The sequence below is a fragment of the Brevibacterium sp. 1718 genome (assembly GCF_051131255.1).
GTDB classification, from domain to species: domain Bacteria; phylum Actinomycetota; class Actinomycetes; order Actinomycetales; family Brevibacteriaceae; genus Brevibacterium; species Brevibacterium sediminis.
Genome location: NZ_CP186550.1, coordinates 63269 through 88569, shown reverse-complemented (window position 1 = coordinate 88569; position 25301 = coordinate 63269). Strand labels below are relative to the sequence as shown.

The window sequence follows — 25301 nt, the reverse complement described above, 5'->3', positions numbered from 1 at the left end:
GGCTGGTCGTCAGAACGGGCGGGCCGTCAGAAAGGGTCCGCCGTCAGAACGGACCCGCCGTCAGAACGGGGGAGGATCTCCGGAGTCCCAATAGTCGTTCCACGGGGACTCCCGGCCGACGCTCAAGACGGGCTTGGCGCCAGCGGTCGGGGCACACTTGTCCCCTCGTTCCCTGGAGCCTGGTTCGGAGTCCCTTGGCTCGGAGGCTACTGGTTCGGAGCCCCCTGTTGCGGTGTGGCCCTCTGGTTCAGGAGGGCGAAATGCATCCGTATTGTCGAGTCGTCCGGCTGGGCCCAGATTTCCGACGTCGCGAAGCTGCTCCGCGTCGACGGGATTCTGCCGGTCGAGCAGATTCGGCAGTTGGTCATAGTTCTCCACCTGTCGAGCGTGCTCGGCGTTGATTGGGTTGTCCGGTGGATACAGTGTTGCGACGACTCCGCGGGTGAAGGAGTACTCCACTGCCCCGTCCTCGGTCATTCGGACCGCGAGCCTGCGGTCGGTCTTGGCCTGGTGGTCGGGTTTGCACAGCGGGTGGAGGTTTTCGAACGTCGTCTGACCGCCTCGGGCCGGATCGGCATGGTCGAACGGAATGATGTGATCGACTTCCGAGGTCTCCGCTCGTCGGGTGCAGCCTGGAGCGGTGCAGGACTGCCATCTGCCGACCAAGGGCGCGCGCACGGCTGCCGGGATGTGGTAGCTGCGCGAGCGGGCATCGATCGGTGTCCCGGTGGCGGGATCGGTGAGGATCCGGTGCCAAGTGGGGCTCTCGCCTGCGAGCGCACGTGCCGCGTCGGGCGGCACCGGGGTGCCGTCGGAGAACGTCCCCGGGAGCTCCGACTTTCCCACCGCGGTGAGGTAGGGAACCGTCACCATCATCTTCGTCTGCTCTCGCACCCACTGCCCGTGGGTGGGCATGACGAGCTTGATGGTGGTCGTCACCTCGACGCCGGTGTTGGCGGTCGCTTCCGCTTCACTCTGCGCCTCCTGCACGGCACGATCGACCGCGGCTGCCGTGATCGGAGCCGTGGAGTCGGATTCGTCGGCGACCGAGGAGTCCGAGCCGTCGGCGGCTTCGAGAGCGATCTCGTTCGTGGTGGTCTCACCGGTCATGGTGTCGTGCGTCGTCACGGCGATGCTCATCTGCGGGGTCGCTCGAGTGGCGATGTCGAACATGAGGGCGGCGATGCTGTCCTGGTCGGCGACCTCGAGGCCGGCGGTGCTCTCTTCGGAGAGCGCCGAGATGTTGCCGTTGCGGATCGCTCGGGCGAATGCTTCGATGCGCAGGTAGAAGGCGTTGAGTTCCACGGCGGGTCCGGACAAGGTCACCGAGGCGGTGCCGTCGGGGTAATTCATGATGTCGACCCGGCGACGCTTCTCGGCCAGTTCGGTCGGTCGTCGACCGGGACGAGTGCCGCGATCTTGAGGTTGAGCGACTTCTTGAAGGTCTCCATAGTGATATCGGCACGGCGGTCGCCCAGGTAGGCATCGAGACGGGGCAGATATTCGAAGGCGACGTCTTTGATGGCACGGGTCGCTGCAAGTACGTGTTCGATCGTGAATTCACCGGCGAGGCAGCGCTGCAGGAACTTCGGCAGTCCGAACGCCAGTGTCACGGCGTTCGTGATCTCGTTGTAGGCACCGTTGCTCGTCGAGCCGAGGACCGTGGTCAGCTCGGCGATCTCTTCGCGCGTGGCGATGTCGTGGACCCAGCTGTTGAAGGATTTGTGCAGTCCGAACTTGGGGAAATTCGGAAGCGGGGCTGCCGGCGGAGCCAGTGGCTGCTCGACGATGCTCTCCCCGGTTTCGCCGTCGTCGGTGGCAGTGCCGGTGGAGGAAACAGCATCATCAGACCCGTCGAGAGCGCGGTCTTCGAGAACGAAGCCGGTGGATGTCCACGGGTCCACGAAGTCGTCCTTTTCAGGCAGCAGTCCGTCACGTGCCGTGATGAAGCGGCCGGCCGTTTCGGTGAACGTTGCGTGATAGTAGATCTTGTCGCCCTCGGCGTAACGGAGCTTCTCAATGACATCGGTCAGAAACAGTCCCGCGATGGCCTGGAATTCGGCGAGGCGAACTCCCGTGCTCAAATGAGCCAGACTGACGACCACGGCCATCGGCGAATCGGGTTCGACGTCGAGACGACGGGGTGAGTCGGGGCCGATCAGAGGAACCTGAGGTGACGAAGAGAGGTCTGCCGATGTCGCGGGTGAACCGGAGACTGATTCATTCGAGGCACGCTCGAGACCGTTGTTGCCCGGATCCTGAGGATCCTTCATCGATCTCGCCGCCTTTCACGTCGATGTGAATACCTTGACTCTATTTTACTCCCAAGGAGAAGAAATGAAGGTCACAACTCGATTACGAAAAGAATCTCTGCGAGTTTGGGTGCTGTTTGATGTATTTTGATGATGGAGTTTTGCCCCAGCCGAGGCTCGGCGAGCCAGGAACCTACTCAGTCAGCAGGCCGGGCAGCTGGTCCATCGCGTTGAAGGTCTCAGCGGCACCCGCTGCCAACAGCGTTTCCGCGCTCTGATGAACCGGAGAATCCGGGCAGAACCCGAGCACACGGGATCCGGCCGCAGCGCCGGCGATCACGCCGGTGGGGGAATCTTCGATCACGGCCGCCTCGGCGGGGTCGATCTGCAAGGATTCGGCTGCTGCCAAATAGACGTCCGGGGCGGGCTTCGAGTTCGGCTGCTCCATGCCGGAGAAGATCCGACCCTCGAAGGCATCGAACAGGCCGATCTTGCGCAGCTGCAGCTCGATCTTCGGACGATCCGCTCCCGAAGCGCAGGCGATCCTGCCCGGGTAGCTCTCGGCGATGCGGTGAACGGCATCGACGACCCCCGGAATCGCTTGGAGGGAGGCCTCGAGCTGGGCATTGCGCCGCCGCCGGAACTCCTCCATCCACTCCGCGCCGATGCGGAATCCGGTGTGCTCCTCGATGACATCAGCCTCATCGCGGAGCATCTTGCCGACGAATCGCGCAATGCATTCCTCGGCGCTCAGCTGCCAGCCGAGCTCCTGCAGCATCTGGTGGAGGACGCCGTTCGTGATGCTTTCGGAATCGACGAGGACTCCGTCACAGTCGAAGAGGACAGCGGAGAATTTCGGAAGTGGGGCCATACTCCGATTCTGCCACCCGGCACTGACGCGGAATCACGGGCATCCACGCCGGCTCGTCCCTGAATCTCGCGGACCCGACACTGCCGCTGTCACACCGTGCCGACCGACACCGTCCCTGCTGCTCCAGCTCAGGAAACGAAGAGAGTCCCAATCAGACCGCGCCGACCGACACCGCCGTATACAGCACCCGCGCGGTGGCGAGCGCGCAGACGATGATGACCAGCGCAAACAGCGTCAGCCAGGCACCGGCGGGCAAGGCCGAGCCCAGCGCGAGGATATAGGCATCGGACTGCTGCACATGGCGCCGGCGCGTATGGACGCGGATGACCTTGACTAGGTCCTTGAGCGACCCGATCGTCAGCGCCGTGCCGAGCGCGGCGACGAAGACCGAGATCCACTCCAGCGGCAGGAAAACGACGACGAGCTGCGCCGCGATCGCCGTGATCACGGCAATGACCGCGCCCGCGAAGTTCCGGATGAAGATGAGCGCGACCAACAGGATCAGCGCGCCCACAGACAGTGCCAAGGGGGCCCAACCGAAGGCCGCCGAGGTGGCCAGGACGAGTCCGAGCACGCCCGGAGCCGGATATCCCCAGAAACCCGCCCATGTGGCGGAGAAGCCGACTCGGCCGAAGGAGTTCATCTGCCCCGAATGATCGAAGTTCAGCGAGATCCCCTTGACCACTCGTCCCGTCATGAGCGCGGCGAATGCGTGACCGAGTTCGTGGATGAAGGTCACGAACAGTCCGAAGAACCTCCAGATCCCCGGAGTCAGGGTCACGACCAGGGGCACTCCGATGACGAGCACGAGCCCGAGGACGTCGAGCTCGAGCCCGTCCTGCCGCCCGAAGCCCGAGGTGATGGCATCCCACCACGTCGCCGTTGCCTGCTTGAAGTCCATAGCGGCCCAGTGTACGAACCGCTCCTGAGCGGGACCCTCAGGACCTCCTCAGCGATTCGGGAGGTCGGGACTCCTATGACTCAGGCGGTCAGAGTGCCTATGGTTCGGCAGATCGCGGTGCCTAGACGGCCAGCGGCTCTACATCGACCCAAGAACGTTCGTGTACCGACCGCAGCACGGCCTCAGTCACGAGCACGGCTCGCACCCCGTCTCGCAGAGTCGGCAGCCCCTCCGGTCGCTCGCCGGCGAAGTAGGCATAGGAGTCGGCGACGAAGCCGTTGAACGCATCCTGGTATCCCTGCGGATGGCCGGCCGGGACCATACACAGGCGCGCGGCATCGGCGGACAGGAAGTCGGGATCGCGGACGAGGAGGCGGCTGTCGGCGCGCTGACCGAACCACAGCTGCTCGGGCCGCTCCTGCTCGAAGCGCATGCTCGCCTCGGTGCCGGCGATCTCCACTGTCAGCCCGTTCTTGCGTCCGGGAGCCAGCTGAGACACCAGCAGCGAACCGATGGCGCCGCCGGAGAACTCGACGGTCACGGCCACAGTGTCCTCCGTGGTCACCGCGGCACCTCCTCGGCGTGGATGAACGGTTCTCGTGGTCGCCACCAGGGACGATATCCGATCATCGACGATGAACTCGATGAGGTCGACGAGGTGGGAGCCGATATCGGCGAAGGCCCGCGACGGGCCGCCGCGTTCGGAATCGACACGCCAGTTCTCGTCGCCCGAGCCGAGCAGCCAGTCCTGGAGGTATCCGGCGTCAACGGTCAGCAGCGTCCCGGCCTGACCCTCGCGGAATCGGGCGCGGGCCTCACGCACCATCGGGTGGTAGCGGTAGACGAATGGAACGGTCCCAAGCAGACCAGCTTCGTCGGCGCGGGCCAACACGGCACGCGCGGCCGTCGAATCAGTGGCCAAGGGCTTCTCGCAGATGATGTTCGATCCCGCGTCCAGCGCCTGCAGGGACTGCGCGGCGTGGACCTCATTGGGAGCGCAGATGTGGATCGCGTCGAGGGTGCGGCCGAGCAGTGCGTCGGACGCAGTCGAATTCTCGAAGCCGAGCTCGGCCGCCGCTTGTGCCGATCTCTCCGGCCGCGACGATGCGACCGAGTCGAGCACGGCTCCGGCCGACCGTGCGGCTCGACTGTGGACGCGGCCCATGAACCCGCCGCCGAGCATTCCGATGCGGAGACCCCGTCCCCGCGCATTGTCATCTGAGGGCATGCCTCATTATGCAATCACCGGTCGCACCGAGTCGACCGCATCCATCCGCACCGAGTCGACCGAACCGCCGCCCTCCGCGGCTGACACCCCCGCGCCACCGGGGGCCAATCCACCGGCGCTCCGGCCTGGGCCTTTACACTGTGAGAAGCGCCCGCGCAATCCCCCGCTCGCAGCGTGGTCCGCAACTCGCGAAGGAGTGTCATTGTCACAGCACCGTCGTTTCGCCCAGGTCGATGTCTTCTCTGCCGTGCCCTTCCACGGCAACCCCGTGGCGGTCATCGTCGACGCCGATGGCCTCGATGAGGAGCAGATGGCCCGCATCGCGAACTGGACGAACCTGTCCGAGACCACCTTCATCCTCCCGCCCGCCGACCCAACAGCCGACTATCGTCTGCGCATCTTCACCCCGCATCGAGAACTGCCCTTCGCCGGCCACCCCACGCTCGGTTCGGCCGCGGCCTGGCTCGACGCCGGCGGCGCCCCGAAGCACACTGACCGCATCGTCCAGGAGTGCGGTGCCGGCCTCGTCGACATCCGCAGATCCCCTCGCCGAGGCGACCCGACCGACCGAATCAACTCGACCGACCCGACCGACAGCACCGACCCAAGCGGCGATTTCTCCGAGACCCTCGCCTTCGCCGCCCCCGATCGACTGCGCTCGGGACCGCTCGACGATGCCTACGTCGACCAGATCGCGGTCGCCCTCGGCGTCGATCGTGCCGAGATCCTCGGCCACCAGTGGGCCGACAACGGCCCCGGCTGGGCGGCCGTGCGACTGTCCAGCGCCGAACAGGTACTCGCGCTCACCCCCGACTTCTCGGCCATCCCCGATGCGAAGCTCGGCGTCCTGGGCGCCCACCCGGAAGGATCAGACCACGAATACGAGATCCGGGCCTTCGTGCCCGGAGTCGGCGTCGCCGAGGATCCGGTGACCGGCAGCCTCAACGCCTCCGTCGCCCAATGGCTCGTCGGCGAGAACCTGGCTCCGAACAGCTACACCGCGACCCAGGGAACCGCCCTCGGCCGCTCCGGAGTCATCTCCATCACCGCCGAGGACGACGAGATCTGGGTCGGCGGAGACACGTCCATCTGCATCCGCGGGACGGTGCACACATGAATCGACATCTCACCGAAGTGAACAAACCGAAGAAACGACTGCGCATCTTCCACGGCCGCATGTACTTCGCCCTCCAGGCCCTCGCCGGAGCGGCTTGGTGGCTGGGCACCGCGATGATTCCCGGGGTGGCGGACGCGACTCTCGGCGGCATCGATCCGCTGCTCATCGCGATCGTCGACATTCCGCTGTTCGTCATCGGTTCGGCCCTGGCTGCACTCAACTTCCGCTGGGCGGTGTGGATCGCCACCGGGTGGACCGTGCTCGTGGCGCTGGGCATGGTCATCTACGCAACCGCCACCACCGAGGCGGGACTCGGCGCCGTCCTCATGATCCTCGCCGCACTCGGCAGCCTCCTTGCCGGTGTGCTCATGATCGTCGGCCGCATCCCGTCCGAGAAGCTCCTGGTCGGACCCTTCGCGTTCCACAGTTCGCATACCCGCATCCGGTCCCGCCTGCTGGTGCGGACCACCATCCAGATCGTCGTGTTCTGGGGCGTGTTCCTCATCATCATCCCGGTCATCATCAATGCCTTCGAAGACCGCTGGAACCTCGCCTACAAGTTCCCGATCCTCCTGGTCGTCGTCGGCTTCGCCCTGCTCGCCGTCTCCAGCGTCATCGGCGTCTGGTCGGCCCGCGCGATCGCGAACTTCGGCTCCGGCACCCCGCTGCCCTCGCAGATGGCCCACCACCTCGTCGCCCGCGGCCCCTACGCCTTCGTCCGCAATCCGATGGCCATCGCCGGCGTCGTCCAGGGCATGGCGATGGGTCTGCTCATCGGTTCGTGGCTCGTCGTTGTGTACGCGCTCATCGGCTCACTTCTGTGGAACTGGCTCATCCGCCCCCACGAGGAGACCGACCTCCTGGAGCGCTTCGGCGACGAATACCGCGACTACGCCAAGCGCGTGCGCTGCTGGTGGCCGACCTTCTCGACCGCCGAAACCGCTCCCGACCTTGTCGACGAGGACTGATCGGCCTACGCTCGGTCAAGACCATCCACTCACCGAGGAGGCCGCATGGTCACGTTCACCCCTGAACTCCTGAAACTCGGCAACAACGTCGGCATCGAAGTTCCCGAGGACATCGTGCTCGGCTTCGGCGTGGGCAAGCGGGTCCCGGTCATCGTCACGATCGAAGGCTATTCCTATCCCTCGACGACCGCGGTGATGGGTGGGAAGTACCTGCTCCCGCTCGCCAAGGAGCACCGGGAGAAGATCGGCGTCGCCGGCGGTGAGACCCACGAGGTGACGCTGACACACGACACCTCGAACCGGGAGACCCCGGTTCCCGATTCCCTCGCCGAGGCGCTCGCCGCCGCCGGTGTCCGCGCGGCGTTCGATGCGCTCGCACCGTCGAAGCGCAAGGAGCATGTGCGGCAGGTGACCTCGGCGAAGGCCGAGGAGACCCGCGATCGCCGGATCAAGAAGATCGTCGACTCGCTCGAGTGATCACCCTGCGTCGTGCAGGGTCACCGCATAGCCGTCGGGATCGGCGAAGGCGAAGGTCAGCCCGAAGGGGCTGGGAGCGGGCGCCCGGAGGATCTCCACCCCCGCCTCGGCGAGGGAATCATGCAGCGCCTGCGCATCATCGCACTTCAGCCACAGTGCCACCCCGTTGCCCGGACGGTCGCCGGAGTCGAGGTCGACGCCGGGCAGCGGCTCGCGCACGGCGAAGGGGATCGGCGAAGTCGTGAAGACGACCGCTCCGGGAGGGGCAGCCGGGGCACGGGTGAGGCCGAGCCGCGATTCGTAGAACTGTGCGGCCGCTTCCACGTCTCGGACCTGCAAGGCGATGAAGTCCGGACCGCTCACGGTGCCGGTCTCCTCGGTGCTCGTGGTGCCGGCTTTCACTGTATCGGTCGTCGATGCATTCATGTTCGTTCCCTTCTCTCGGCATCCCTCCCTTTCATGGAGAGCCGCCTTTGTCACATGTCAGTATCCTGACATCGATAAATGTATGTCAGAATACTTACATGAGTCAAGGGTCAGAGGATCACAATGCGGGAACCTGCGAAGAGCCGGTGGAACTCGAGTCGCTGCTCGGCTATCAGCTCAAGCATCTGCAGTCGGCGCTACGGTCGACAATGGACGAGACGCTGCGGCCGTTGGAGCTGACCACCCCGCAGTACAACTGCCTCGAACAGCTGCGCCGGAGGCCGGGAGCGTCGAATTCCGAGCTCGCGCGCGGCGCCTTCGTCACCCGGCAGACGATGAATACGCTGGTGCGCGGCCTCCAGGAACGGGGACTGATCACGAGGCCGGCCACGGCCGAATCCGGTCGAGTCCTGCCCACACGTCTCACCTCGGCAGGCGTTGAGGTGCTCGATCAGGCCGTCTCCCGCGTCGAGGCGGTCTCCGCTCGCATGGTCTCGCCGCTCGACGATGAGACTCGGACGATAGTCACCGAGGCGCTCCGCCGGTGCATCGCGGCCCTCGAAGAAGCCGAGGACGGCTGAGGGCCGGGAGATCGAGCGGTCACCGATAGGACGACTGGAAGACCGGCGGACAACCAGGGCCCTGGACCGATGTGATCGGACCTACACCGGCGCGAGCTCCTTGTCCGATTCCCTCCTCCTCGACCGTTTCGGCCATGCGGCCAGGCAGCACAGGCCGAGGATTGCGCCGATGCCGGCGCCGAGAGTGTTCGTGACGAGATCGCTGAGCGTGGCGAAGCGGGACTGAGTGAGCACGGTGCCTTGGAAGATCTCGATGGCGGCGCTGAAACCCGCGCCGAAGAGGAATCCGAGCCACCAGCGTCGGCGTCCGAAGTGCAGGGCCGCGAGGAATCCGAAGGGAATGAACATCGCCACATTGCCGAGCTTCTCGACCCGTTCATAGGTCAGCCAGGCGGTCTCCCGGTGAGCGGCGAAGAGGTCGAGTGCGTGCCCGATGAGAGTGTCCGGACCGGTGCCCATCTGCTGCGGGGTCAGCGTGATGGCGGCGATGAAGAGTGTGTAGAGGACGGGAAGAGCCAGCGGCGCACCGACTGTGCGCTGATCACGATCGGTCATCACCGCCCAACTTACGACCGAATCCTGGGCACATCCTCAGATGCGGATATGACCCGGCTCTCACCGGACCTCACGATCTGTCAACGAACCTCATGGTCGACGGGAACGACGTCCGTCCTCGGCGGCCAGATCCTCATGACGATGAGTCCGACCACAGCCCCGATGCCGGCACCGAGGCTGTTCGTGACGAGATCGCTGATCGTGGCGAAGCGCGTAGGTGAGAGCAGGGTCGCCTGAGTGCCCTCGATGAGGCACGTGAAGGCGATGCCCGCGACCCAGCCGACCCACCAGCGGCTGCGGCCGCACTGGAGGGCCACAAGCAGGCCGAAGGGAATGAACATTCCGACGTTCGCGAGCTTCTCGAGGATGTCAAAGCTGATCCATGCGGTCATCCGGTGGGAGGCGAGGAACTCGAGCAGTCCTGCGATGAACGAGCCGGGGCCTGTGTCCATCTGGTTGGGTGTGAGCGTGACGAGGCCGATGAAGACCGTGTAGAGGATGAGCAGCGCCAGGGGCACCGTCCGCAGCTGTCGCCTCGTGCCCGTCATCGCTCCCCTGTCCCTCGACCCGGTCTCATTGTGCCCGCCTGCGGCATGAGGGTCGAGGGATTCCCGCATCGATTGCGGGAATCACCCCGACCATTGCGGTCTCACGCCCGGGATTCAGACGAGGCGGATCCAGACGAAGTGCGTCAGGCGACGGCCTCGACGTCATCGAAGCTCGCGGTGTCGATGACGACGCGGAACTGCACGTCTCCGGCCACGACCCGGTCGTAGGCGGCGTCCGCCTCGGTGACGGGGATCGTCTCGATCTTCGCGGCGATGCCGTGTTCGGCGCAGAAGTCGAGCATCTCCTGGGTCTCGGCGATGCCGCCTATGTTCGATCCGGCGATCGCCTTGGCCCCGCCGATGACGGCACCGAAGGAGAACTCCTGCTTCTCCGGCGGGAGGCCGACGACGGCCATGACCCCGCGCGGCCCCAGCAGACGCAGGTAGCGGTTGACGGGGATGTCGGCGCTGATCGTGTTGAGGATGAGGTCGAACTCGCCGGCGTGGTCGGAAAAGAAGTTCTCGTCGGTGGTGGCGAGCATCCGCTGCGCGCCGAGTTCCAGTGCCGCTGCTTCTTTCTTCAGTGTGCGCGAGAGGACGGTCACCTCGGCGCCCATGGCCGCGGCGATCTGCACACCCATGTGGCCGAGTCCGCCGAGTCCGAGCACGGCGACCTGCTTGGGAGCGCCGTTCTTCTTCTCACCGGCGCCCCAGCGGTTGAGCGGTGCATAGGTGGTGATGCCCGCGCACAGCAGCGGGGCGGCGACGTCGAAGTCGAGCGCATCGGGGATCCGGCAGACGAAGCGTTCGTTGACGACGACCTTCTGTGCGTATCCGCCCTGGGTGATCGTGCCGTCGACGTCTTCGACGTTGTACGTTCCGACGTTGCCGTTCAGGCAGTTCTGCTCCTGACCGGCCCGGCATTCCTCGCACTCGCCGCACGAGTTGACCATGCAGCCCACGCCCACGCGGTCGCCGACCTTCCAATCAGTGACATCGGAACCGACGGCCTCGACGACGCCGGCGATCTCGTGGCCGACGGTGAGCGGGAAGTGCGCCTCGCCCCATTCGTTGCGGATGGTGTGGATGTCGCTGTGGCAGATGCCTGCAGCCTTGATGTCGATGACGACGTCATCGGGTCGGGGATCCCGGCGTTCGATCGTGGCCACGCGGAACGGCTGATCCGCTCCCGTCTTCTGCAGTGCCTTGACGCTGATGCTCATGTGATCTCCTTGGACTTGCGTATCCGTTGCTGGGCCACATCGTCCAGCGCTTGCGGCTCGCAGTCTATTCCATGCACATGGACTTATTCTTCGTAGATCCGCTCAGTCCTTCATTCGGCCCCATCGAACGGCTCAGTCCTTGATCGCGCGCTCACCGATGCTCAGGTCGAGGGGGAAATCGACGGGGGCATCTCCGAACAGCAGTCGACCCGCCGAGGCGGCCGCCGCCCTGATCGCCTCCGCCGCCTCCTCGGCCTGCTCGGTCGGGGCATGGACGATGACCTCATCGTGGAGGAAGAACACGAGGTGAGCACGGCGGGCGAACACCGGCCCCGAGGCGGCCGCCTCAGATGTGTCCTCGATCTCCGGAAGCCGCGCCAGGCGCAGCCGCAGGTCGGCCAGCCAGGCCAGCGCCCATTCGGCCGCTGTGCCCTGAACGACGAAGTTGCGGGTGAATCGTCCCTGGTCGCCGGCGGCCCGCCTGGCCCGCTGCTCATCGGCACCGGTGGCGTCGAAGCGGTTCGCCGCCCTCTGCAGTCTCTGCCACCCCTCGCCGGGCGGCGGGGAGGTCCGTCCCAACCAGGTGGATACGACTCCTCCCTGTCGTCCCGCCTCGGCGGCGGAATCGACGAGGTGCATGGCGGCGGGGAAATTCTGCCGCAGACGCGGCACCAGGGCTCCGGCCTCCCCGGTCGTCGATCCGTACATCGCCCCGAGCACCGCGATCTTCGCCTCCTGCCGGGTGGCCACGACGCCGGCGTCGACGAGCCCGGAGTAGAGATCGCGGCCGAATCCGGCCGCGGCCATCGCCCGGTCTCCGGACATGGCGGCGAGCGCACGGGGTTCGAGCTGGGCGACATCGGCGGAAACGAGCCGCCATCCCTCGTCGGCACGCAGGGCCGGACGCAGCTGTCGCGGGATCTGCAGGGCCCCTCCCCCGCTGGCCGCCCACCGTCCGGTGACGACCCCGCCGGGCACGTACACGGGTCGGTACCGTCCGTCATCAACCCATTCGTCGAGCCAGTGCCAGCCGTTGGCGCTCAGCAGCCGCGCCATCTTCTTGTACTCGAGCAGGGGCGCGATCGCCGGATGTTCGCTCGTCTGCAGCTCCCATTTCGAGGTCGAGGCGACATTGATGCCGGCATTGCGCAGCGACGCGAGCAACCGGTTCGGCGAATCGAGGTTGACCCGCGGATCCTCAAGGGCCGCGCGGACTTCCTCGGCCTTGGACAGCATCTTCTGAGGCTTCCCGTCCCGGATCGGCCGGGGACCGAGCAGTTCGGTCAGTATCCGATCGTGTTCGGCTTCGTCCCAGGGCACCCCTGCCGCACGCATCTCTGCGGCGACGAGTCCTCCCGCCGATTCCGCGGCCAGCAGCAGCCTCAGGCGTCCCGGATCGCTCGCGGTCTCGATCGCCGCGGTCTGCCGGACATGTTCGGCCAGGGCCGCCTCGAGGTCGTGCGGAACCTGTGGGATGAATCCGCGACCGGCATCGACGTCGAAGAGAGCGGCCGCCTGTTCGGGTGCGGCGGCGTCGGCGGGCGCGGCGTCCCATTCGTAGGCGGCGCGCACCGCCTCCGGTGCGGTGACGAGTTCGGAGCGGGCGAGGATCGCATGAGCCAGACGCAGATCATGGCAGCGCTCGAGGCTCACCCCGGCCGCGAGCAGCGGGGGGCACCATTTCGCGGTGTCGCTGAGGACCCAGCGAGGGCGGGCTCCGCCCGGTTCGCTCGGATCTCCCCCGGCTCCGCCCTCACGGTCACGGACGAAATCGGGCAGGTCCGCCTCGGCGAGGTCGATCCGACCGATCTCCCGACCTGCGCTGTCGAGGTCGGCGATTCCGAACCGCTGCCCCTCGAACCCGGTTCCGGGCACGGTTCCGAACACGCAGGCGGCGGGCCGCTGAGCGGGGGCGGAGGTCATGGATCCAGCCTACGCCGCGGGCTCGCTCGGACAGTCGCTCGGACGATCTCCCGCTCTCCTGTCCGCACCCTGGCCCTGGCCGCCTGCCGCGAACGTGATCCTGGTAACGTCGAGAGCGAACTCCGGGTGCCGAACTCCGCTCGAAAGGTCAGACACACAACATGGACGTTGTCTCCTCCCTCACCTCCGCTCTGCCGGCCGAAGCCGTCATCACCGATCCCGATTCGATGGACGCCTACCGCTGGGACCGTGCGAACGACCCCGATGCCGGGGTTCCTGCCGCCGTGGTCCGGGTGAGAACCACCGAGGAGGTGCAGACGGTGGTCCGCATCGCCGCCGAGGCGAAGGTCCCGATCGTGCCCCGCGGCGCCGGATCCGGCCTGTCGGGCGGCAGCTCCGCGATCGCCGGCGGAATCGTGCTGTCCCTGGACAAGATGCGCGAGATCAGCATCGATCCCGTCACCCGCATGGCCACGGTCCAGCCGGGCGCCTTCAATGCCGAGGTCAAGGCCGCCGCGGCCGAACACGGCCTGTGGTACCCGCCGGACCCCTCGTCCTTCGAGTTCTGCTCCATCGGCGGCAACATCGCCACGAACGCCGGCGGCCTGTGCTGCGTGAAATACGGTGTGACCACGGACTATGTCCTCGGGATGACCGTCGTCCTCGCCGATGGTCGGGCGGTCAAACTCGGCGGCCCGAGGCTCAAGGACGTCGCGGGTCTGCCGCTGACGAAGCTCTTCGTCGGTTCCGAGGGGACCTTGGGCGTGATCACCGAGGTCACCCTGCGGCTCATTCCCGCCCAGCTGCCCCCGACGACCGTCGTCGCGATGTTCCCGAAGCTCGCCGATGCCACGAACGCCGTGCTCGAGATCGCGAAGGCCATGCGACCCTCGATGCTCGAGTTCATGGACAAGCCCTCGATCAACGCCGTCGAGGATGAGCTGAAGATGGGGCTCGACCGTGAGGCCGAGGGCATGCTCGTCATCCAGTCCGACGAACCCGGCGAGCACTGCACTGTGCAGGCGAAGATCATCGAGGAGATCTGCAACAGCAACTCTGCCTCAGAGTGCTATCTCACCGCCGACCCCGACGAGGGCGAAGCCTTCGTCACTGCCCGCCGGATCGCGATTCCGGCCGTGGAGAAGAAGGGGGCGCTGCTGCTCGAAGACGTCGGCGTTCCGCTGCCGAAGCTCGGCGACCTGGTTCTCGGCATCGAGAAGATCGCGGCCGACCGCCAAGTGACGATCGCCGTCATCGCGCACGCCGGCGACGGCAACACGCATCCGCTGCTCGTCCTCGATCCCAAGGATGAGGAACAGCAGAAGCGCGCGCAGATCGCCTACGGCGAAGTCATGGACCTGGCCACGGGGCTGGGCGGGACGATCACCGGTGAGCACGGCGTCGGCCGACTCAAGGCACCGTGGCTCGCGCCCTACCTCGGCGAGGACGTCATGGAGCTCAACCACCGGATCAAGCAGGCCCTCGACCCGGACAACATCTTCAACCCGGGATCGGTCTACACCGGACTCGTCTGAGGTTCCGGCCGGGGTTCGCGGCGCAGCAGCGGCGCGAGGGCGAGCACGATCAGCAGCACGCCCATGGGGATGAGCAGAGCCGTCCGCAGCCCCCAGTGGTCCCCGACCAGACCGAGCGCGGGCGGTCCGACGAGGAACGCAAGGTAGCCGATCGTCGAGACCGCGGCCACCCGTTTGGCCGGCTGCGCGCCCGAGGCACCTGCCTCCGACAGTGCCACCGGAAAGCCGAGCGAGGTTCCGAGCCCCCAGAGGAGCACGGCGGCAGCGGCGACGATCTGACTGTCGACGAGGGAGGCCAGGCCGATTCCGAGGAAGCCGAACGCCGCGCTGACGAGGAGCACATTGGCGCGACCGAAACGCTGGACGATGCCGCCGCCGAGGAAGCGGCCGATCGTCATCGCCGCCGCGAAGATCGCATAGACGCTCGAACCGAGCGCGGGGTCGAAGCCGTGCCCGTCGACCATGACCAGCGGCAGCCAGTCGTTCGCGGTGCCCTCGGCGAGGGCCATCCCGAGCACGATCGCACCGATGACGATCAGCCGCGGGTCCCTCCACACCGAGGCGGTGCCAGCCGGCCGTGGACTCGACTCGGGACCTGAACCGGGGGCCGCCTCGGCGAGGTCCCCTGACACGGCAGCGTTCCGGCCCGTCCCCGCGGGGACGTGGCGCATCGCCGGCACTATGACGACGACGCCGAGGATGCCGATGAGGAGGAGGTGGACGAGAACGGGGAAGTCGGCGGCGGTGGCGAGGATCCCGATGACGGCGCCGATGACGGTGCCGAGGCTGAAGAAACCGTGGAGGCCCGGCAGGAAAGGGCGATCGAGATGCTTCTCGAGTTCCGCCCCCTCGACGTTCATCGCGACCTCTCCAGTACCCATGCCGAGTCCGAAGACGACGAGACCTGCGGCGACGACGAACGACTGCGACCAGGCGGCGCCGAGGCCGATGATGGGCATGCTCGCGATGACTCCGAGCGTGCCGAGGCCGATGATCGGTCGCGCCCCGAAGCGGCCGACGAGCGGCCCGGAGGCGAGGATTCCGAGCATCGACCCGATGGAGAGTCCGAAGAGGACGAGGCCCATCCGTGCCGTACTCGCGTCGAGGACGTCACGGATCGACGGGGTGCGGGTCACCCACGAGGCGATGGTGATGCCGGGGAGGAAGAAGAGTGCGAGCAGGGACAGACGGCGAGCGCGCAGGGTCGAGGAGCGATTCGTCGCGGGGGTCGGCACGGCCTGCTCTTCGGACATCGGATCATCTCCTCATCGGTGTGCACTGTGCTCAGGCGGACAGCCCTCGGATCGGTGTACGGATGTACACACATTGATCAGTGTACAAATGTACACTCTCAGTTGTCCGTCTGTCACAGCTGACAGATCTGTCGCGGGAGTCAAGAACCGACCGCACGGACTGATCACGGGATTCGACGAAGGAGGGGGCCGAATGAGTGCACGCAGCGGAGTGCCGAACGACCCCGGCCGCCGGGAACGGATCATCGCGGCCGCCCTCGAGCTCATCCTCGACGACGGCGTCGCCCGGGTCTCCCACCGCGCCGTCGCAGCACGCGCGGACGTCCCCCTGGGGTCGATGACCTACCACTTCACCAGCATCGACGAGGTGATCACCGAGGCGTTCCGTCGGCTCGTCGACAGACTCTCCGGCCGCTACCGCGCAGGTCTGCACGAGGCGGCGACCCCCGCCGAGGCGCGCGAGGCCGTCGTCGAGATCATCTGCGGCGATACCTTCGCCTCCCCTCGGGAGATGGCGGGGATCTTCGAGCTCTACTCCTATGGGCGCAGCTCCCCCGACTCCGCCGAGCTCGCCGCCTCCTGGATGGGCATCAGCGCGGCCGCGCTGACCGAACACTTCACCCCCGACGCGGCTCACGCAATCGATGCGCTCATCGAGGGATGGACGATCCATCACCATCTCGACGGCAAGGCACCCGACCGGGAACTCGTGCGCGCGGCGGTGACCGCGCTGACCTCCTCAGCACTGTAGAGACTTCCTCGGCATGGCATGACAGTTTCAGCGATATTCTGAGCACAGCTGTCGAATCGGCGTCGATTCGATCGTCTTCTCTGTGAGCGACCGAAATCCGGCCGCCGCACACAGAACGGAGCGAACCATGCGCTACTCACTGATCTTCCACGCACCCGAGCCCGGAGCCGACGGCCCCGCCCCCACCGAAGAGGACTTCCGGGAGATGATGCGCCTCATGGACGACTTCGGCCAGGCGCTGACCTCGGCCGGGGTCGTCGTCGCCTGGGAGATGCTCGCACCCCACTCCGAGACGAAGACCGTGACCCGCAGGACCGGAGAAGTCGTCATCGAGGATGGGCCCTTCGCCGCGGCGAAGGAGGCCCTGGCCGGGGTCGTCGTCATCGACGTTCCTGACATCGAGGCGGCCCTGGCCTGGGCCGAGAAGTTCCCCGGCACGAGCTACGGCACCATCGAGGTCCGACCCGCGGCGACTTCGTTCGTCGACGGCGCCTGGACCCGACCGGGTGACGAGCCGACTCGACCCGGCGACTGCCCGTCCCTCCCGGGCGGCTCCTCCTGATCGCTCGCCGATGATCGAGTATGCCGATCCTGCCGAGCGCGCGATGATCCTGTCCGAGGACGGCTGGGGCAGGATCATCGCGCTCATCGCGGCCGCCGATGGTGATATCTCCGGCGCCGAGGATGCGCTGTCCGCGGCGCTCGAACGTGCCGTGACCGCGTGGCGGGCCCACGGACCGCCCGCCAACCCCGAGGGCTGGCTCTACCGGGTGGCTCTCAATGCCCGCCGGGACGTGTGGAGATCGGCGGCGGCACGGACCTCGACGGCCCTCGATGAGGAGACGATCGACCGCATCGACGCCGGCACCGACCCTGCCCATCACGACCCTGACGCCCTGCCCGACCGCCGGCTCGAACTCCTCGCCGCCTGCGCCCACCCGGACATCGATCCTCCCGCCCGGCCGCTGCTCATGCTCTCGGCGGTGATGGGGATGACGGCAAAACAGATCGCGGCGGCCATGGCACTGCCCGCCGCCACCGTCTCTGCCCGTCTGACCAGGGCGAAGAAGCGCGTTGCCGGTCTCGGTGTCGCCTTCGGCAGTCCCGACCGTCTCGACCTCGAGTCCCGTCTGCCCGATGTGTTTGAGGCGATCTACGGGGCATTCGCCATCGAATGGGCTCAGGCGGCCGCGCAGCCGCGGGAGGGCATGATCGGCGAGGCCCTGTACCTGTCCCGCCTCGTGGCCGAACTCTGCCCCGGTGACGGCGAATCCCACGGACTGGCCGCCCTCATCCACCTCTCCGCAGCCCGGTTCCCCGCTCGTCGCAGCGACGACGGACGATTCGTGCCCCTGTCCGACCAGAACCCGGACCGCTGGGACGGAACTCTCACGGAGGCGGGCGAGCGCCACCTCGTCGAGGTCCACCGCTGCGGACACGTCGGCCGATTCGGGCTCGAGGCGGCCATCCAACTCCTCCATATGGCCGGAATCCGCACCGGATCCACGGATTGGCCGATGCTGCTGCGCCTCCACGACGATCTCGCGCAGGTGGCCCCGAGTCTCGGCGGGTCGGTCTCCCGAGCGGCCGTCCTCGCCGAGGTCGACGGCCCCGAGGCGGGACTGGCCGCTCTCGACGCGCTGGGCTTCGACCCGGACGGCCAAGACGATAAGCGCGTCTCCGCCTTCCAACCTGCCTGGGTGCTGCGGGCTCATCTGCTCACCCGCCTCGGCCGCACAGACGAGGCGGCCACCGCCCGCCGGCGGGCGCTCGACCTGACCACCGACCCGGCCGAACGCGAGTACCTCTCGGCAGGACTCACCTGAGACGGACGTCACCTCGTCTTCGGGATGGGCGGGGGTACGGCATATGATGGTGAAATCAATCCACAGACTCCGAAACCATCCTGCATGCACAATTCCTCTCAGACCGAACCCGCCCAGGGCACATCCCAGGGCTTCGCCCACGCAAAGGCGATCCTGTTCGGCGAACACGCGGTTGTCTACGGCTCTCCGGCCGTCGCAGTGCCATTGCACGGGCTCGGAGTCCAGACCGATATCCGCCGGTCCCCGCATCAGGAGACCCGGATCGAGAGCCAGCTGTTCTCCGGAAATGCGCAGACCGCTCCGGAGCCGATGGGCCCCGTCGTCGCCGGTCTCAACGCCGCGCTGAAGGCCGTGGGAAATCCCGACGCCGAGGTGGAGCTGCTCATCCGTTCGGCGATCCCCCACAGCCGGGGCTTGGGTTCGAGTGCAGCCGTGGCCACCTCCGTGGCCCGCGCGGTCGCGAACCTGCATGCGACGGTCTTCGACGAGAACACCCTCCACGAGATCGTGCAGGCGGCCGAGACCGTCGCCCATGGCCGACCCAGCGGAATCGACGCCTGGGCCGTGGCCAAACCCGCCCCCATCCGCTTCCAGACCGGTTGCGCCCAGACCATCGACGTCGGTCAGCGCCTCGTCTTCGTCCTCGCGGACTCCGGTCATCACGGGTCCACCGCCGAGGCGGTCGGAGGGGTCCGTGCCCGCCGTGACGCCGATCCTGTGCGCATCGGAGGGATGATCGACCGTCTGGCCGAGATCACCGATTCCGCCGTCGACAACATCCGCTCCGGTGATCGTCGGGCGATCGGCACGCTGATGAACGAAGCCCATGGACTGCTCGGCAGCCTCGGTGTGTCGACCCCGACCCTCGATTCCCTCGTCGACGCCGCCACCGCGGCCGGAGCCTGGGGTGCCAAACTCACCGGCGGCGGACTCGGCGGCTGCGTGCTGGCCCTGACCGAGGACGATGATTCGGCCGAAGAGCTCGCCGAGGCCCTGCGCAAGGCGGGAGCACCCCGCACCTGGACGACGGAGGTCAGACCGACATGAGAACGACGACGGCGCGGGCCTACCCGAACATCGCCCTGGTCAAGTACTGGGGCAAGGCCGATGAGGAGCTCATCCTGCCTGCTGCGGGCAGTCTGTCGCTGACCCTCGACCATTTCGAGACCACGACCACCGTGGTGCCCGCCCCGGACGCCGAGACCGATGTCCTCGAACTCGACGGCGCACTCGCCGATGCCGGTCAGACGGACCGCATCTCCACCTTCCTCGACCATGTCCGTGACCTGGCCGGACGCGATGATCGGGTCCTCGTCCGGTCCCGCAACTCCGTGCCCACGGGTGCCGGTCTGGCCTCCTCGGCGTCGGGCTTCGCAGCTCTGGCGACGGCCGCCGCCGGGGCCTTCGACCTCGACCTCGCACCCCGCGATCTCAGCCGGCTGGCCCGCCGCGGTTCGGGGTCGGCCTGCCGCTCGATTCCCGACGGCATCGCCGTCTGGCACGCCGGCGACGACGCCTCCTCCTTCGCCGAGACCGTTCCCGCTCCGGATATGCGGATGATCATCGTCACCGTCAACCGGGCCAGGAAGGCCGTGTCCTCCCGCGAGGCGATGCGCCTGACCGCCGCCACCTCTCCCTTCTACTCCGGCTGGGTGTCCTCGACCGAGGACTACCTCGAGCAGATGGTCGCCGCGTGCGCGGCCGGGGACTTCACCCGCATCGGCGAGATCACCGAATCCCACGCCCTGCGCATGCACGGACTCATCCAGTCCACCGTGCCGCCGATCCGGTTCCTCAATCCGACCAGCCACGCGATCTTCGACGCCGTGGCCGAAGCCCGCGAGTCGGGGATCGAAGCCTATTCGACCGCCGATGCCGGCCCGAACGTCGCCGTCATCGTCCGCCCCCATGACGCCGAGGCGCTGGCCGAGAAGCTCTCCGGCTTCGGCGACGTCCGCGTCGTCGGACCCGGACCGGGAGCCCACCTGCTCACCGCCGCCGACGCAGTCCCGCCCGCAGACGCAGTGAACCCGGCTGCGGGTGAGGGCAGCCGGACATGATCGAGACCCGGGCACCCGGCAAGCTGTTCATCGCCGGCGAGTACGCCGTCGTCGAGCCCGGACAGCCCGCCGTGCTCATCGCCGTCGACCGGTGCATCACCGTCCGGCTGACCGAGAGCGAAGGCGCCGGCCGCATCCATTCGAGCGAATACGGTCAGGCTCCCGTCGTGTGGCGGCGCGAAGACGACGGTGAGCACATCATCGTCGACGAGCGCCCCTTCGACTATGTGCTCTCGGCGATCTCCACCGTCGAAGAGCTGCGCTCCGGCCGTGGTGCCAGCCCCCGCTACTTCGATCTCGAGATCTCCAGCGAACTCAATGACTCGGACGGCCGGAAGTTCGGTCTCGGCTCCTCAGCGGCGGTGACGGTGGCGACGATCGCCGCGCTCGATGAGTTCTATCGCCTCGGGCTGACCCTGACCGAACGCTTCAAACTCGCCGTCCTGGCGACCATCGCGATCTCCACAAAGGCCTCCGGCGGCGATCTTGCCGCGAGCACCTTCGGCGGCTGGATCCGCTACTCCTCCCCCGACCGTGCGGCCCTGCACGCTCACCGCGAGGCCCACGGGGTCGTCTCCGCCATGAGCTGCTCGGAATGGGCCGGCTGCTCGGCCAGACGGGTCACCCCACCAAGCTCGCTCGACCTCCTCGTCGGCTGGACCGGATCACCGGCGTCGACCGAACATCTCGTCACACGGGTCCACACCCCGCGCGAGCGGACGGACGAATCCTCCTCCGAATCGTCCCCGGCAGCGCAGAAACCGCGCCCGCTCGTGTCCTTCGCCGCCGAGTCGCACACGCTCGTCGACGATCTCGTGGCGGCCTTCGACGCCGACGATGCCGAGGCGAGCCTGACCACGATCCGCGCCGTGCGTGGCCTGCTGCGGCGGCTGAGCGACTCCACGGGCAGCCTCATCGAAACCGAAGCCCTGCACGACCTGTGCGAGATCGCCGAAACCCACGGGGCCGCAGCGAAGCCCTCGGGAGCCGGCGGCGGTGACTGCGGAATCGCCCTCGCTCACCCCCACACCGAAGCACAGACCATTCTCAGCGGCTGGGAAGCCGCCGGAATCCGACCCCTGGACCTCGGTGCCCACCGAGAGGAAGGCGAGATCGATGAGTTCTGAGACCCCGGCATCAGTTGAGACACCGGAGACCAAGGCCTCACGGGCCTCCCGCAAGGACGACCACGTGCGCCTCGCCTCGGCGCAGCAGACGGAAGGCCCCCGCCGCACCGACTTCGACGACCTCGAATTCGTCCACCATGCGCTCTCGGGCACGAACCCCGAACTTGTCGACCTCAGCGTCGAACTAGGCGAGTGGACCTGGCCGACACCCTTCTACGTCAACGGCATGACCGGCGGCACGGAGACCACGGCGAAGATCAACCGGGACCTGGCCATCGCCGCCGCCGAGACCGGTCTGCCCATGGCCTGCGGATCGATGAGCGTGGCCCTCGACGACGCCGAGGCCGCGAAAGGCTTCACCGTTATCCGCGAGGAGAACCCGGACGGCTTCGTCATGGGCAACCTCGGTGCCGGTCGCAGCGCCGATGATGCCCGCCGGGCCGTCGAGCTGCTGAACGCCGATGCCCTCCAGCTGCACATCAATCCGGTGCAGGAGACCGCGATGCCCGAAGGCACCCGCGACTTCTCCACCTGGCTGTCCGGACTCGAGGACATCGTCGCCGCCTGCCCCGTGCCCGTCGTCGTCAAGGAAGTCGGATTCGGACTCAGCCGCCGGACCCTGCGGCTGCTCGCCGATATCGGGGTCCAGTACGCCGATGTCTCCGGCGCCGGAGGCACAGACTTCCTGCGCATCGAGAACGATCGCTCACCGGCCGATGACTTCTCCATGCTCACCGGCTTCGGCCAGTCCGCCCTGGCCTGCCTGCTCGACGCCCCATCCGAGTGGACTACCGAGACGACGATGGACGACGGCGTCTCGAACCGCGTGCTCCTGGCCTCCGGCGGCGTGCGCAACCCCTATGATGTCGTGAAAGCACTGGCCTGCGGTGCTCGCGCCGTCGGCGTCGCCGGCACGTTCCTGCAGACCGTGCTCGACCACGGACCGGACGGGCTCGTCGATCTCGTGCGCACCTGGCAGACTCAGACCTCGGCTCTGTTCGCCCTGCTCGGGGCGCAGCGGTCCACGGACCTCACGGCCACGGACCTGCTCACGCGGGGCCGCCTCGGCGAGTTCGCCCGCCTGCGCGGAATCGACGTCACCGCGCTCTCGCACCGATCCGACGTCCTTTCGAGGAGGAATCAGCTGTGAATCAGCAGACCACGATCACCGGGATCCCCACCACGTGGGTCGGTCCCCTGCGGGTCAGCGGCGAAGCGCTGGCGCCGAGTGGCACCCACACCGAGGTGGCTGTGCCCCTGGCAACGTACGAGACCCCGCTGTGGCCCTCCGTCGGCCGCGGGGCATCGATCTCCCGTGAGATCGAGGGTGGGATCCGCACCGTCATCGTCGATGAGCGGATGACCCGATCCGTGCTGTTGGTGGCCGAATCAGCGATCGGCGCCGAGGCGGCCGCGCAGGCCATCCGTCACCGCACCCGCGAACTCGAAGCCGTCGTCGAAGCCGGATCCGGCCACTGCCGGCTCATCGAGATCCACCCCGAGATCGTCGGGAACCTGCTCTTCGTCCGCTTCGCCTTCCGCACCAACGACGCCTCGGGCCACAATATGGTCACCCAGGCGTCGGATTCGCTCATGGACACCATCCTGTCCTGGCAGCTGGGCCTCGACTACGGCTCGGTGTCCGGCAACTACTGCTCGGACAAGAAGGCCACCGCGGTCAACGGGATCCTCGGACGCGGACGCAATGTCGTCGCCGAGATCGTCCTGCCCCACGAGGTCGTCGATCGTCGCCTGCGCACGAGCGCTGAGAAGATGGTCGAACTCGTCGTGCGCAAGAACCTCGTCGGATCGACGATCGCCGGAGCCCTGCGTTCGGCGAACGCGCACTATGCGAACATGCTGCTCGCCTTCTACCTGGCCACCGGTCAGGATGCGGCGAACATCGTCGAAGGTTCGCAGGGCATCACCTATGCGGAGAACCGCCCCGAAGGCCTGTACTTCTCGACGACGCTGCCGCACCTCATCGTCGGCACCGTGGGCAACGGCAAGGACCTGCCGCATGTCGATGAAGCGCTGGAGCGTCTGGGCTGCCGGGAGGATCGTGAGCCGGGAGCGAATTCGCGTCGACTGGCCGCACTCATGGCCGCGACCGTGCTCTGCGGTGAGCTCTCTCTGCTCGCCGCTCAGACGAACCCCGGTGAGCTGATGGACACTCACCGTCAGATGGAACGCAAGGCTGATGAGCAGCTCGCTGCCGAGACTCAGCGAGAGGACGGCGAGGCCGCATGACATCACACACTGCTGCGGGCACTGTATCGATCGGCATCGACGACATCGAACTGGCCACGAGCCATCATGTCGTCAGGCTCGATGACTTCGCCGAGGCGAACGGCACCGATCCGAACAAGTTCCGCCTCGGCCTCGGCCAAGACGAGTTCAGCTTCCCGGCACCCGATGAGGATGTCGTAACCATGGCCGCCGCTGCCGCCGCGCCCATCATTCAGCGCAGCGGTTCCGATGGCATCCGCACGATGCTCTTCGCCACCGAATCGGGAATCGACCAGTCGAAGGCCGCCGGCATGGCCGTGCACTCTCTGCTCGACCTGCCGTCGCAGATGCGCGTCGTCGAGGTCAAGGAAGCGTGCTATTCGGCGACCGCAGCCCTGCAGGCCGCCGTCGGCATCGTCACCCGGTCACCGGGTCAGCGCGTGCTCGTCATCGCCTCGGATGTGGCCCGCTATGCCCTCGATTCTCCGGGTGAACCGACCCAGGGTGCCGGTGCCGTGGCGATGCTCGTCTCGGCGGATCCGAAGCTGCTCGAGATCGAACCGGTCTCGGGCCTGAACTCGGCCGATGTCGATGACTTCTGGCGCCCGAACGATTCGACGACCGCGATCGTCGACGGGGCCCTGTCGGTCACCGCGTACCTCGATGCGCTCACCGGAGCGTGGACCGATCTGGCCGCGCAGGGCGGACCGGCCATCGCCGAGATCGACCGTGTGCTCTACCACCAGCCGTTCACGAAGATGGCGAAGAAGGCGCAGGTCCACCTCGCCGGACTCACCGGTGAGGATCTCGACACGGAGATCGTCGCGGGTGTCTCCGGCGCGGGCGCCGCTGCTGCCAGTCCCGGCCCGGCTGCCGCCCACTCGGCCGCCGCCACGGACTCAGCCACTGCCGGCGCTTCCGACAACTCCGTTGCCACTGGCCCGCGCGATACGGCGCTGGCCACGAGCACTCTGTACAACCGGCGCCTCGGCAACTCCTACACCGCTTCGCTCTACGCAGGACTGTGCTCACTGCTCGATCACGATGACGATCTTGCCGGCAAGCGCATCGGGCTGTTCAGCTATGGGTCGGGCAGCGTCGGCGAGTTCTTCACCGCCCGCGTCGTCCCCGGCTACGAACAGCATTCGCACCGGCAGTCCGTCACCGAGGCCCTCGATGCCCGGGTTCCGCTGTCCATCGACGCGTACCGCGCGCTCCACGCCGCCGAGCTCTCCAGCGCCGAGGACGTCACGACCCCGAAGGTGACTGCGGGACCGTTCCGCTTCGCCGGAATCCGCGGCGGCGCCCGCCACTACGAGCGCGCCTAGGCGGCTCACCCGACACTTCACGCACTGCGTTCGGCCCAGTTTGGGGCGAACAGCCCATGTTTGAAACTGGGCTGCTCAACTCAAACTGGGCCTTTCGCGAGTTTTCAACCGACCGCAGGCAC

Annotated in this window: 25 protein-coding genes; 14 read left to right on the top strand and 11 right to left on the bottom strand. The window is 67.2% G+C overall.

The features are described 5' to 3' along the window. Nucleotides 1-60 precede the first annotated feature (60 nt). The 5 genes from ACOZ9V_RS00400 to ACOZ9V_RS00380 form a co-directional block, all read right to left on the bottom strand. On the bottom strand, nt 61-1353 hold the full coding sequence (locus tag ACOZ9V_RS00400; protein WP_181271174.1) for an HNH endonuclease signature motif containing protein: 1293 nt from the start codon (nt 1351-1353) through the stop codon (nt 61-63). Beyond that, nucleotides 1350-2273, bottom strand: coding sequence for a hypothetical protein (locus ACOZ9V_RS00395; RefSeq protein WP_434592659.1), 924 nt, complete (start codon nt 2271-2273; stop codon nt 1350-1352). The genes ACOZ9V_RS00400 and ACOZ9V_RS00395 overlap by 4 nt, the downstream gene beginning before the upstream one ends. A 172-nt stretch (nt 2274-2445) precedes the next feature. Continuing rightward, nucleotides 2446-3123 carry an HAD family hydrolase gene (locus tag ACOZ9V_RS00390; RefSeq protein ID WP_139467674.1) on the bottom strand — a complete coding sequence of 226 codons (678 nt, stop codon included), beginning with the start codon at nt 3121-3123 and terminating at the stop codon, nt 2446-2448. A gap of 151 nt (nt 3124-3274) precedes the next feature. Then, entirely contained in the window at nt 3275-4024 is a 750-nt protein-coding gene (locus ACOZ9V_RS00385; RefSeq protein ID WP_181271176.1) for a M50 family metallopeptidase, read from the bottom strand. A gap of 121 nt (nt 4025-4145) precedes the next feature. Then, nucleotides 4146-5252, bottom strand: a complete 1107-nt coding sequence (locus ACOZ9V_RS00380) for a Gfo/Idh/MocA family protein (RefSeq protein WP_229664023.1) — start codon at nt 5250-5252, stop codon at nt 4146-4148. A 202-nt stretch (nt 5253-5454) separates the two neighbouring features. Between ACOZ9V_RS00380 and ACOZ9V_RS00375 the strand changes: the two genes are divergently transcribed. Genes ACOZ9V_RS00375 through ACOZ9V_RS00365 form a run of 3 tightly spaced genes read left to right on the top strand, consistent with a single transcriptional unit; the run spans nt 5455 to nt 7814 of the window. After that, nucleotides 5455-6369 carry a PhzF family phenazine biosynthesis protein gene (locus ACOZ9V_RS00375; RefSeq protein ID WP_181271177.1) on the top strand — a complete coding sequence of 305 codons (915 nt, stop codon included), beginning with the start codon at nt 5455-5457 and terminating at the stop codon, nt 6367-6369. Beyond that, on the top strand, nt 6366-7337 hold the full coding sequence (locus tag ACOZ9V_RS00370; protein ID WP_181271178.1) for a methyltransferase family protein: 972 nt from the start codon (nt 6366-6368) through the stop codon (nt 7335-7337). Before ACOZ9V_RS00375 ends, ACOZ9V_RS00370 begins: the two co-directional genes overlap by 4 nt. 45 nt (nt 7338-7382) lie before the next feature. Then, nucleotides 7383-7814, top strand: a complete 432-nt coding sequence (locus ACOZ9V_RS00365; protein ID WP_181271179.1) for a YdeI/OmpD-associated family protein — start codon at nt 7383-7385, stop codon at nt 7812-7814. Here the strand turns inward: ACOZ9V_RS00365 and ACOZ9V_RS00360 are convergent, their stop codons facing one another. Continuing rightward, nucleotides 7815-8240: a VOC family protein gene (locus ACOZ9V_RS00360; protein ID WP_181271180.1), complete on the bottom strand. Its 426-nt coding sequence runs from the start codon at nt 8238-8240 to the stop codon at nt 7815-7817. Between the two features lie 98 nt (nt 8241-8338). On the opposite strand from ACOZ9V_RS00360, the gene ACOZ9V_RS00355 reads away from it, so the two are divergent. Next, entirely contained in the window at nt 8339-8821 is a 483-nt protein-coding gene (locus ACOZ9V_RS00355; protein WP_181271181.1) for a MarR family winged helix-turn-helix transcriptional regulator, read from the top strand. Between the two features lie 81 nt (nt 8822-8902). On the opposite strand, the gene ACOZ9V_RS00350 is transcribed toward ACOZ9V_RS00355, so the two are convergent. The 4 genes from ACOZ9V_RS00350 to ACOZ9V_RS00335 form a co-directional block, all read right to left on the bottom strand. Next, a complete protein-coding gene (locus ACOZ9V_RS00350; RefSeq protein ID WP_434592651.1) occupies nt 8903-9376 on the bottom strand; it encodes a VanZ family protein in 474 nt (157 codons plus the stop codon). 80 nt (nt 9377-9456) lie between these two features. Beyond that, nucleotides 9457-9924 (bottom strand): VanZ family protein, encoded by a 468-nt coding sequence (locus ACOZ9V_RS00345; protein WP_229664022.1) that lies wholly within the window; start codon nt 9922-9924, stop codon nt 9457-9459. A gap of 143 nt (nt 9925-10067) precedes the next feature. Then, a complete protein-coding gene (locus ACOZ9V_RS00340) occupies nt 10068-11147 on the bottom strand; it encodes an NAD(P)-dependent alcohol dehydrogenase (protein ID WP_172173058.1) in 1080 nt (359 codons plus the stop codon). A 132-nt stretch (nt 11148-11279) separates the two neighbouring features. Continuing rightward, nucleotides 11280-13070: a bifunctional 3'-5' exonuclease/DNA polymerase gene (locus tag ACOZ9V_RS00335; RefSeq protein ID WP_181271183.1), complete on the bottom strand. Its 1791-nt coding sequence runs from the start codon at nt 13068-13070 to the stop codon at nt 11280-11282. 161 nt (nt 13071-13231) lie between these two features. Here ACOZ9V_RS00335 and ACOZ9V_RS00330 point away from each other — a divergent pair, with 161 nt between their 5' ends. Next, the gene (locus tag ACOZ9V_RS00330) at nt 13232-14605 is read left to right on the top strand and encodes an FAD-binding oxidoreductase (RefSeq protein ID WP_181271184.1); all 1374 of its coding nucleotides are present in this window, start codon (nt 13232-13234) and stop codon (nt 14603-14605) included. On the opposite strand, the gene ACOZ9V_RS00325 is transcribed toward ACOZ9V_RS00330, so the two are convergent. Continuing rightward, on the bottom strand, nt 14587-15858 hold the full coding sequence (locus tag ACOZ9V_RS00325; RefSeq protein ID WP_181271185.1) for an MFS transporter: 1272 nt from the start codon (nt 15856-15858) through the stop codon (nt 14587-14589). The genes ACOZ9V_RS00330 and ACOZ9V_RS00325 overlap by 19 nt on opposite strands. A gap of 193 nt (nt 15859-16051) precedes the next feature. Here ACOZ9V_RS00325 and ACOZ9V_RS00320 point away from each other — a divergent pair, with 193 nt between their 5' ends. The 9 genes from ACOZ9V_RS00320 (at nt 16052) to ACOZ9V_RS00280 (ending at nt 25179) form a co-directional block, all read left to right on the top strand. Further along, nucleotides 16052-16609, top strand: a complete 558-nt coding sequence (locus ACOZ9V_RS00320; RefSeq protein WP_181271186.1) for a TetR/AcrR family transcriptional regulator — start codon at nt 16052-16054, stop codon at nt 16607-16609. A gap of 127 nt (nt 16610-16736) precedes the next feature. Further along, on the top strand, nt 16737-17171 hold the full coding sequence (locus tag ACOZ9V_RS00315; RefSeq protein ID WP_181271187.1) for a YciI family protein: 435 nt from the start codon (nt 16737-16739) through the stop codon (nt 17169-17171). A 10-nt stretch (nt 17172-17181) separates the two neighbouring features. Then, a complete protein-coding gene (locus ACOZ9V_RS00310; RefSeq protein WP_181271188.1) occupies nt 17182-18435 on the top strand; it encodes an RNA polymerase sigma factor in 1254 nt (417 codons plus the stop codon). An 84-nt stretch (nt 18436-18519) separates the two neighbouring features. Continuing rightward, a complete protein-coding gene (mvk, locus tag ACOZ9V_RS00305; RefSeq protein ID WP_181271189.1) occupies nt 18520-19482 on the top strand; it encodes a mevalonate kinase in 963 nt (320 codons plus the stop codon). Continuing rightward, on the top strand, nt 19479-20495 hold the full coding sequence (gene mvaD / locus ACOZ9V_RS00300) for a diphosphomevalonate decarboxylase (RefSeq protein WP_181271190.1): 1017 nt from the start codon (nt 19479-19481) through the stop codon (nt 20493-20495). The genes mvk and mvaD overlap by 4 nt, the downstream gene beginning before the upstream one ends. Then, a complete protein-coding gene (locus ACOZ9V_RS00295; RefSeq protein ID WP_181271191.1) occupies nt 20492-21622 on the top strand; it encodes a phosphomevalonate kinase in 1131 nt (376 codons plus the stop codon). The genes mvaD and ACOZ9V_RS00295 overlap by 4 nt, the downstream gene beginning before the upstream one ends. After that, nucleotides 21612-22772, top strand: a complete 1161-nt coding sequence (gene fni / locus ACOZ9V_RS00290; RefSeq protein ID WP_181271192.1) for a type 2 isopentenyl-diphosphate Delta-isomerase — start codon at nt 21612-21614, stop codon at nt 22770-22772. Before ACOZ9V_RS00295 ends, fni begins: the two co-directional genes overlap by 11 nt. Continuing rightward, complete coding sequence (locus ACOZ9V_RS00285) at nt 22769-23872, top strand: hydroxymethylglutaryl-CoA reductase (RefSeq protein WP_434592641.1); 1104 nt, start codon at nt 22769-22771, stop codon at nt 23870-23872. The genes fni and ACOZ9V_RS00285 overlap by 4 nt, the downstream gene beginning before the upstream one ends. Continuing rightward, nucleotides 23869-25179, top strand: a complete 1311-nt coding sequence (locus ACOZ9V_RS00280) for a hydroxymethylglutaryl-CoA synthase family protein (RefSeq protein WP_181271194.1) — start codon at nt 23869-23871, stop codon at nt 25177-25179. Before ACOZ9V_RS00285 ends, ACOZ9V_RS00280 begins: the two co-directional genes overlap by 4 nt. Nucleotides 25180-25301: the final 122 nt, after the last annotated feature.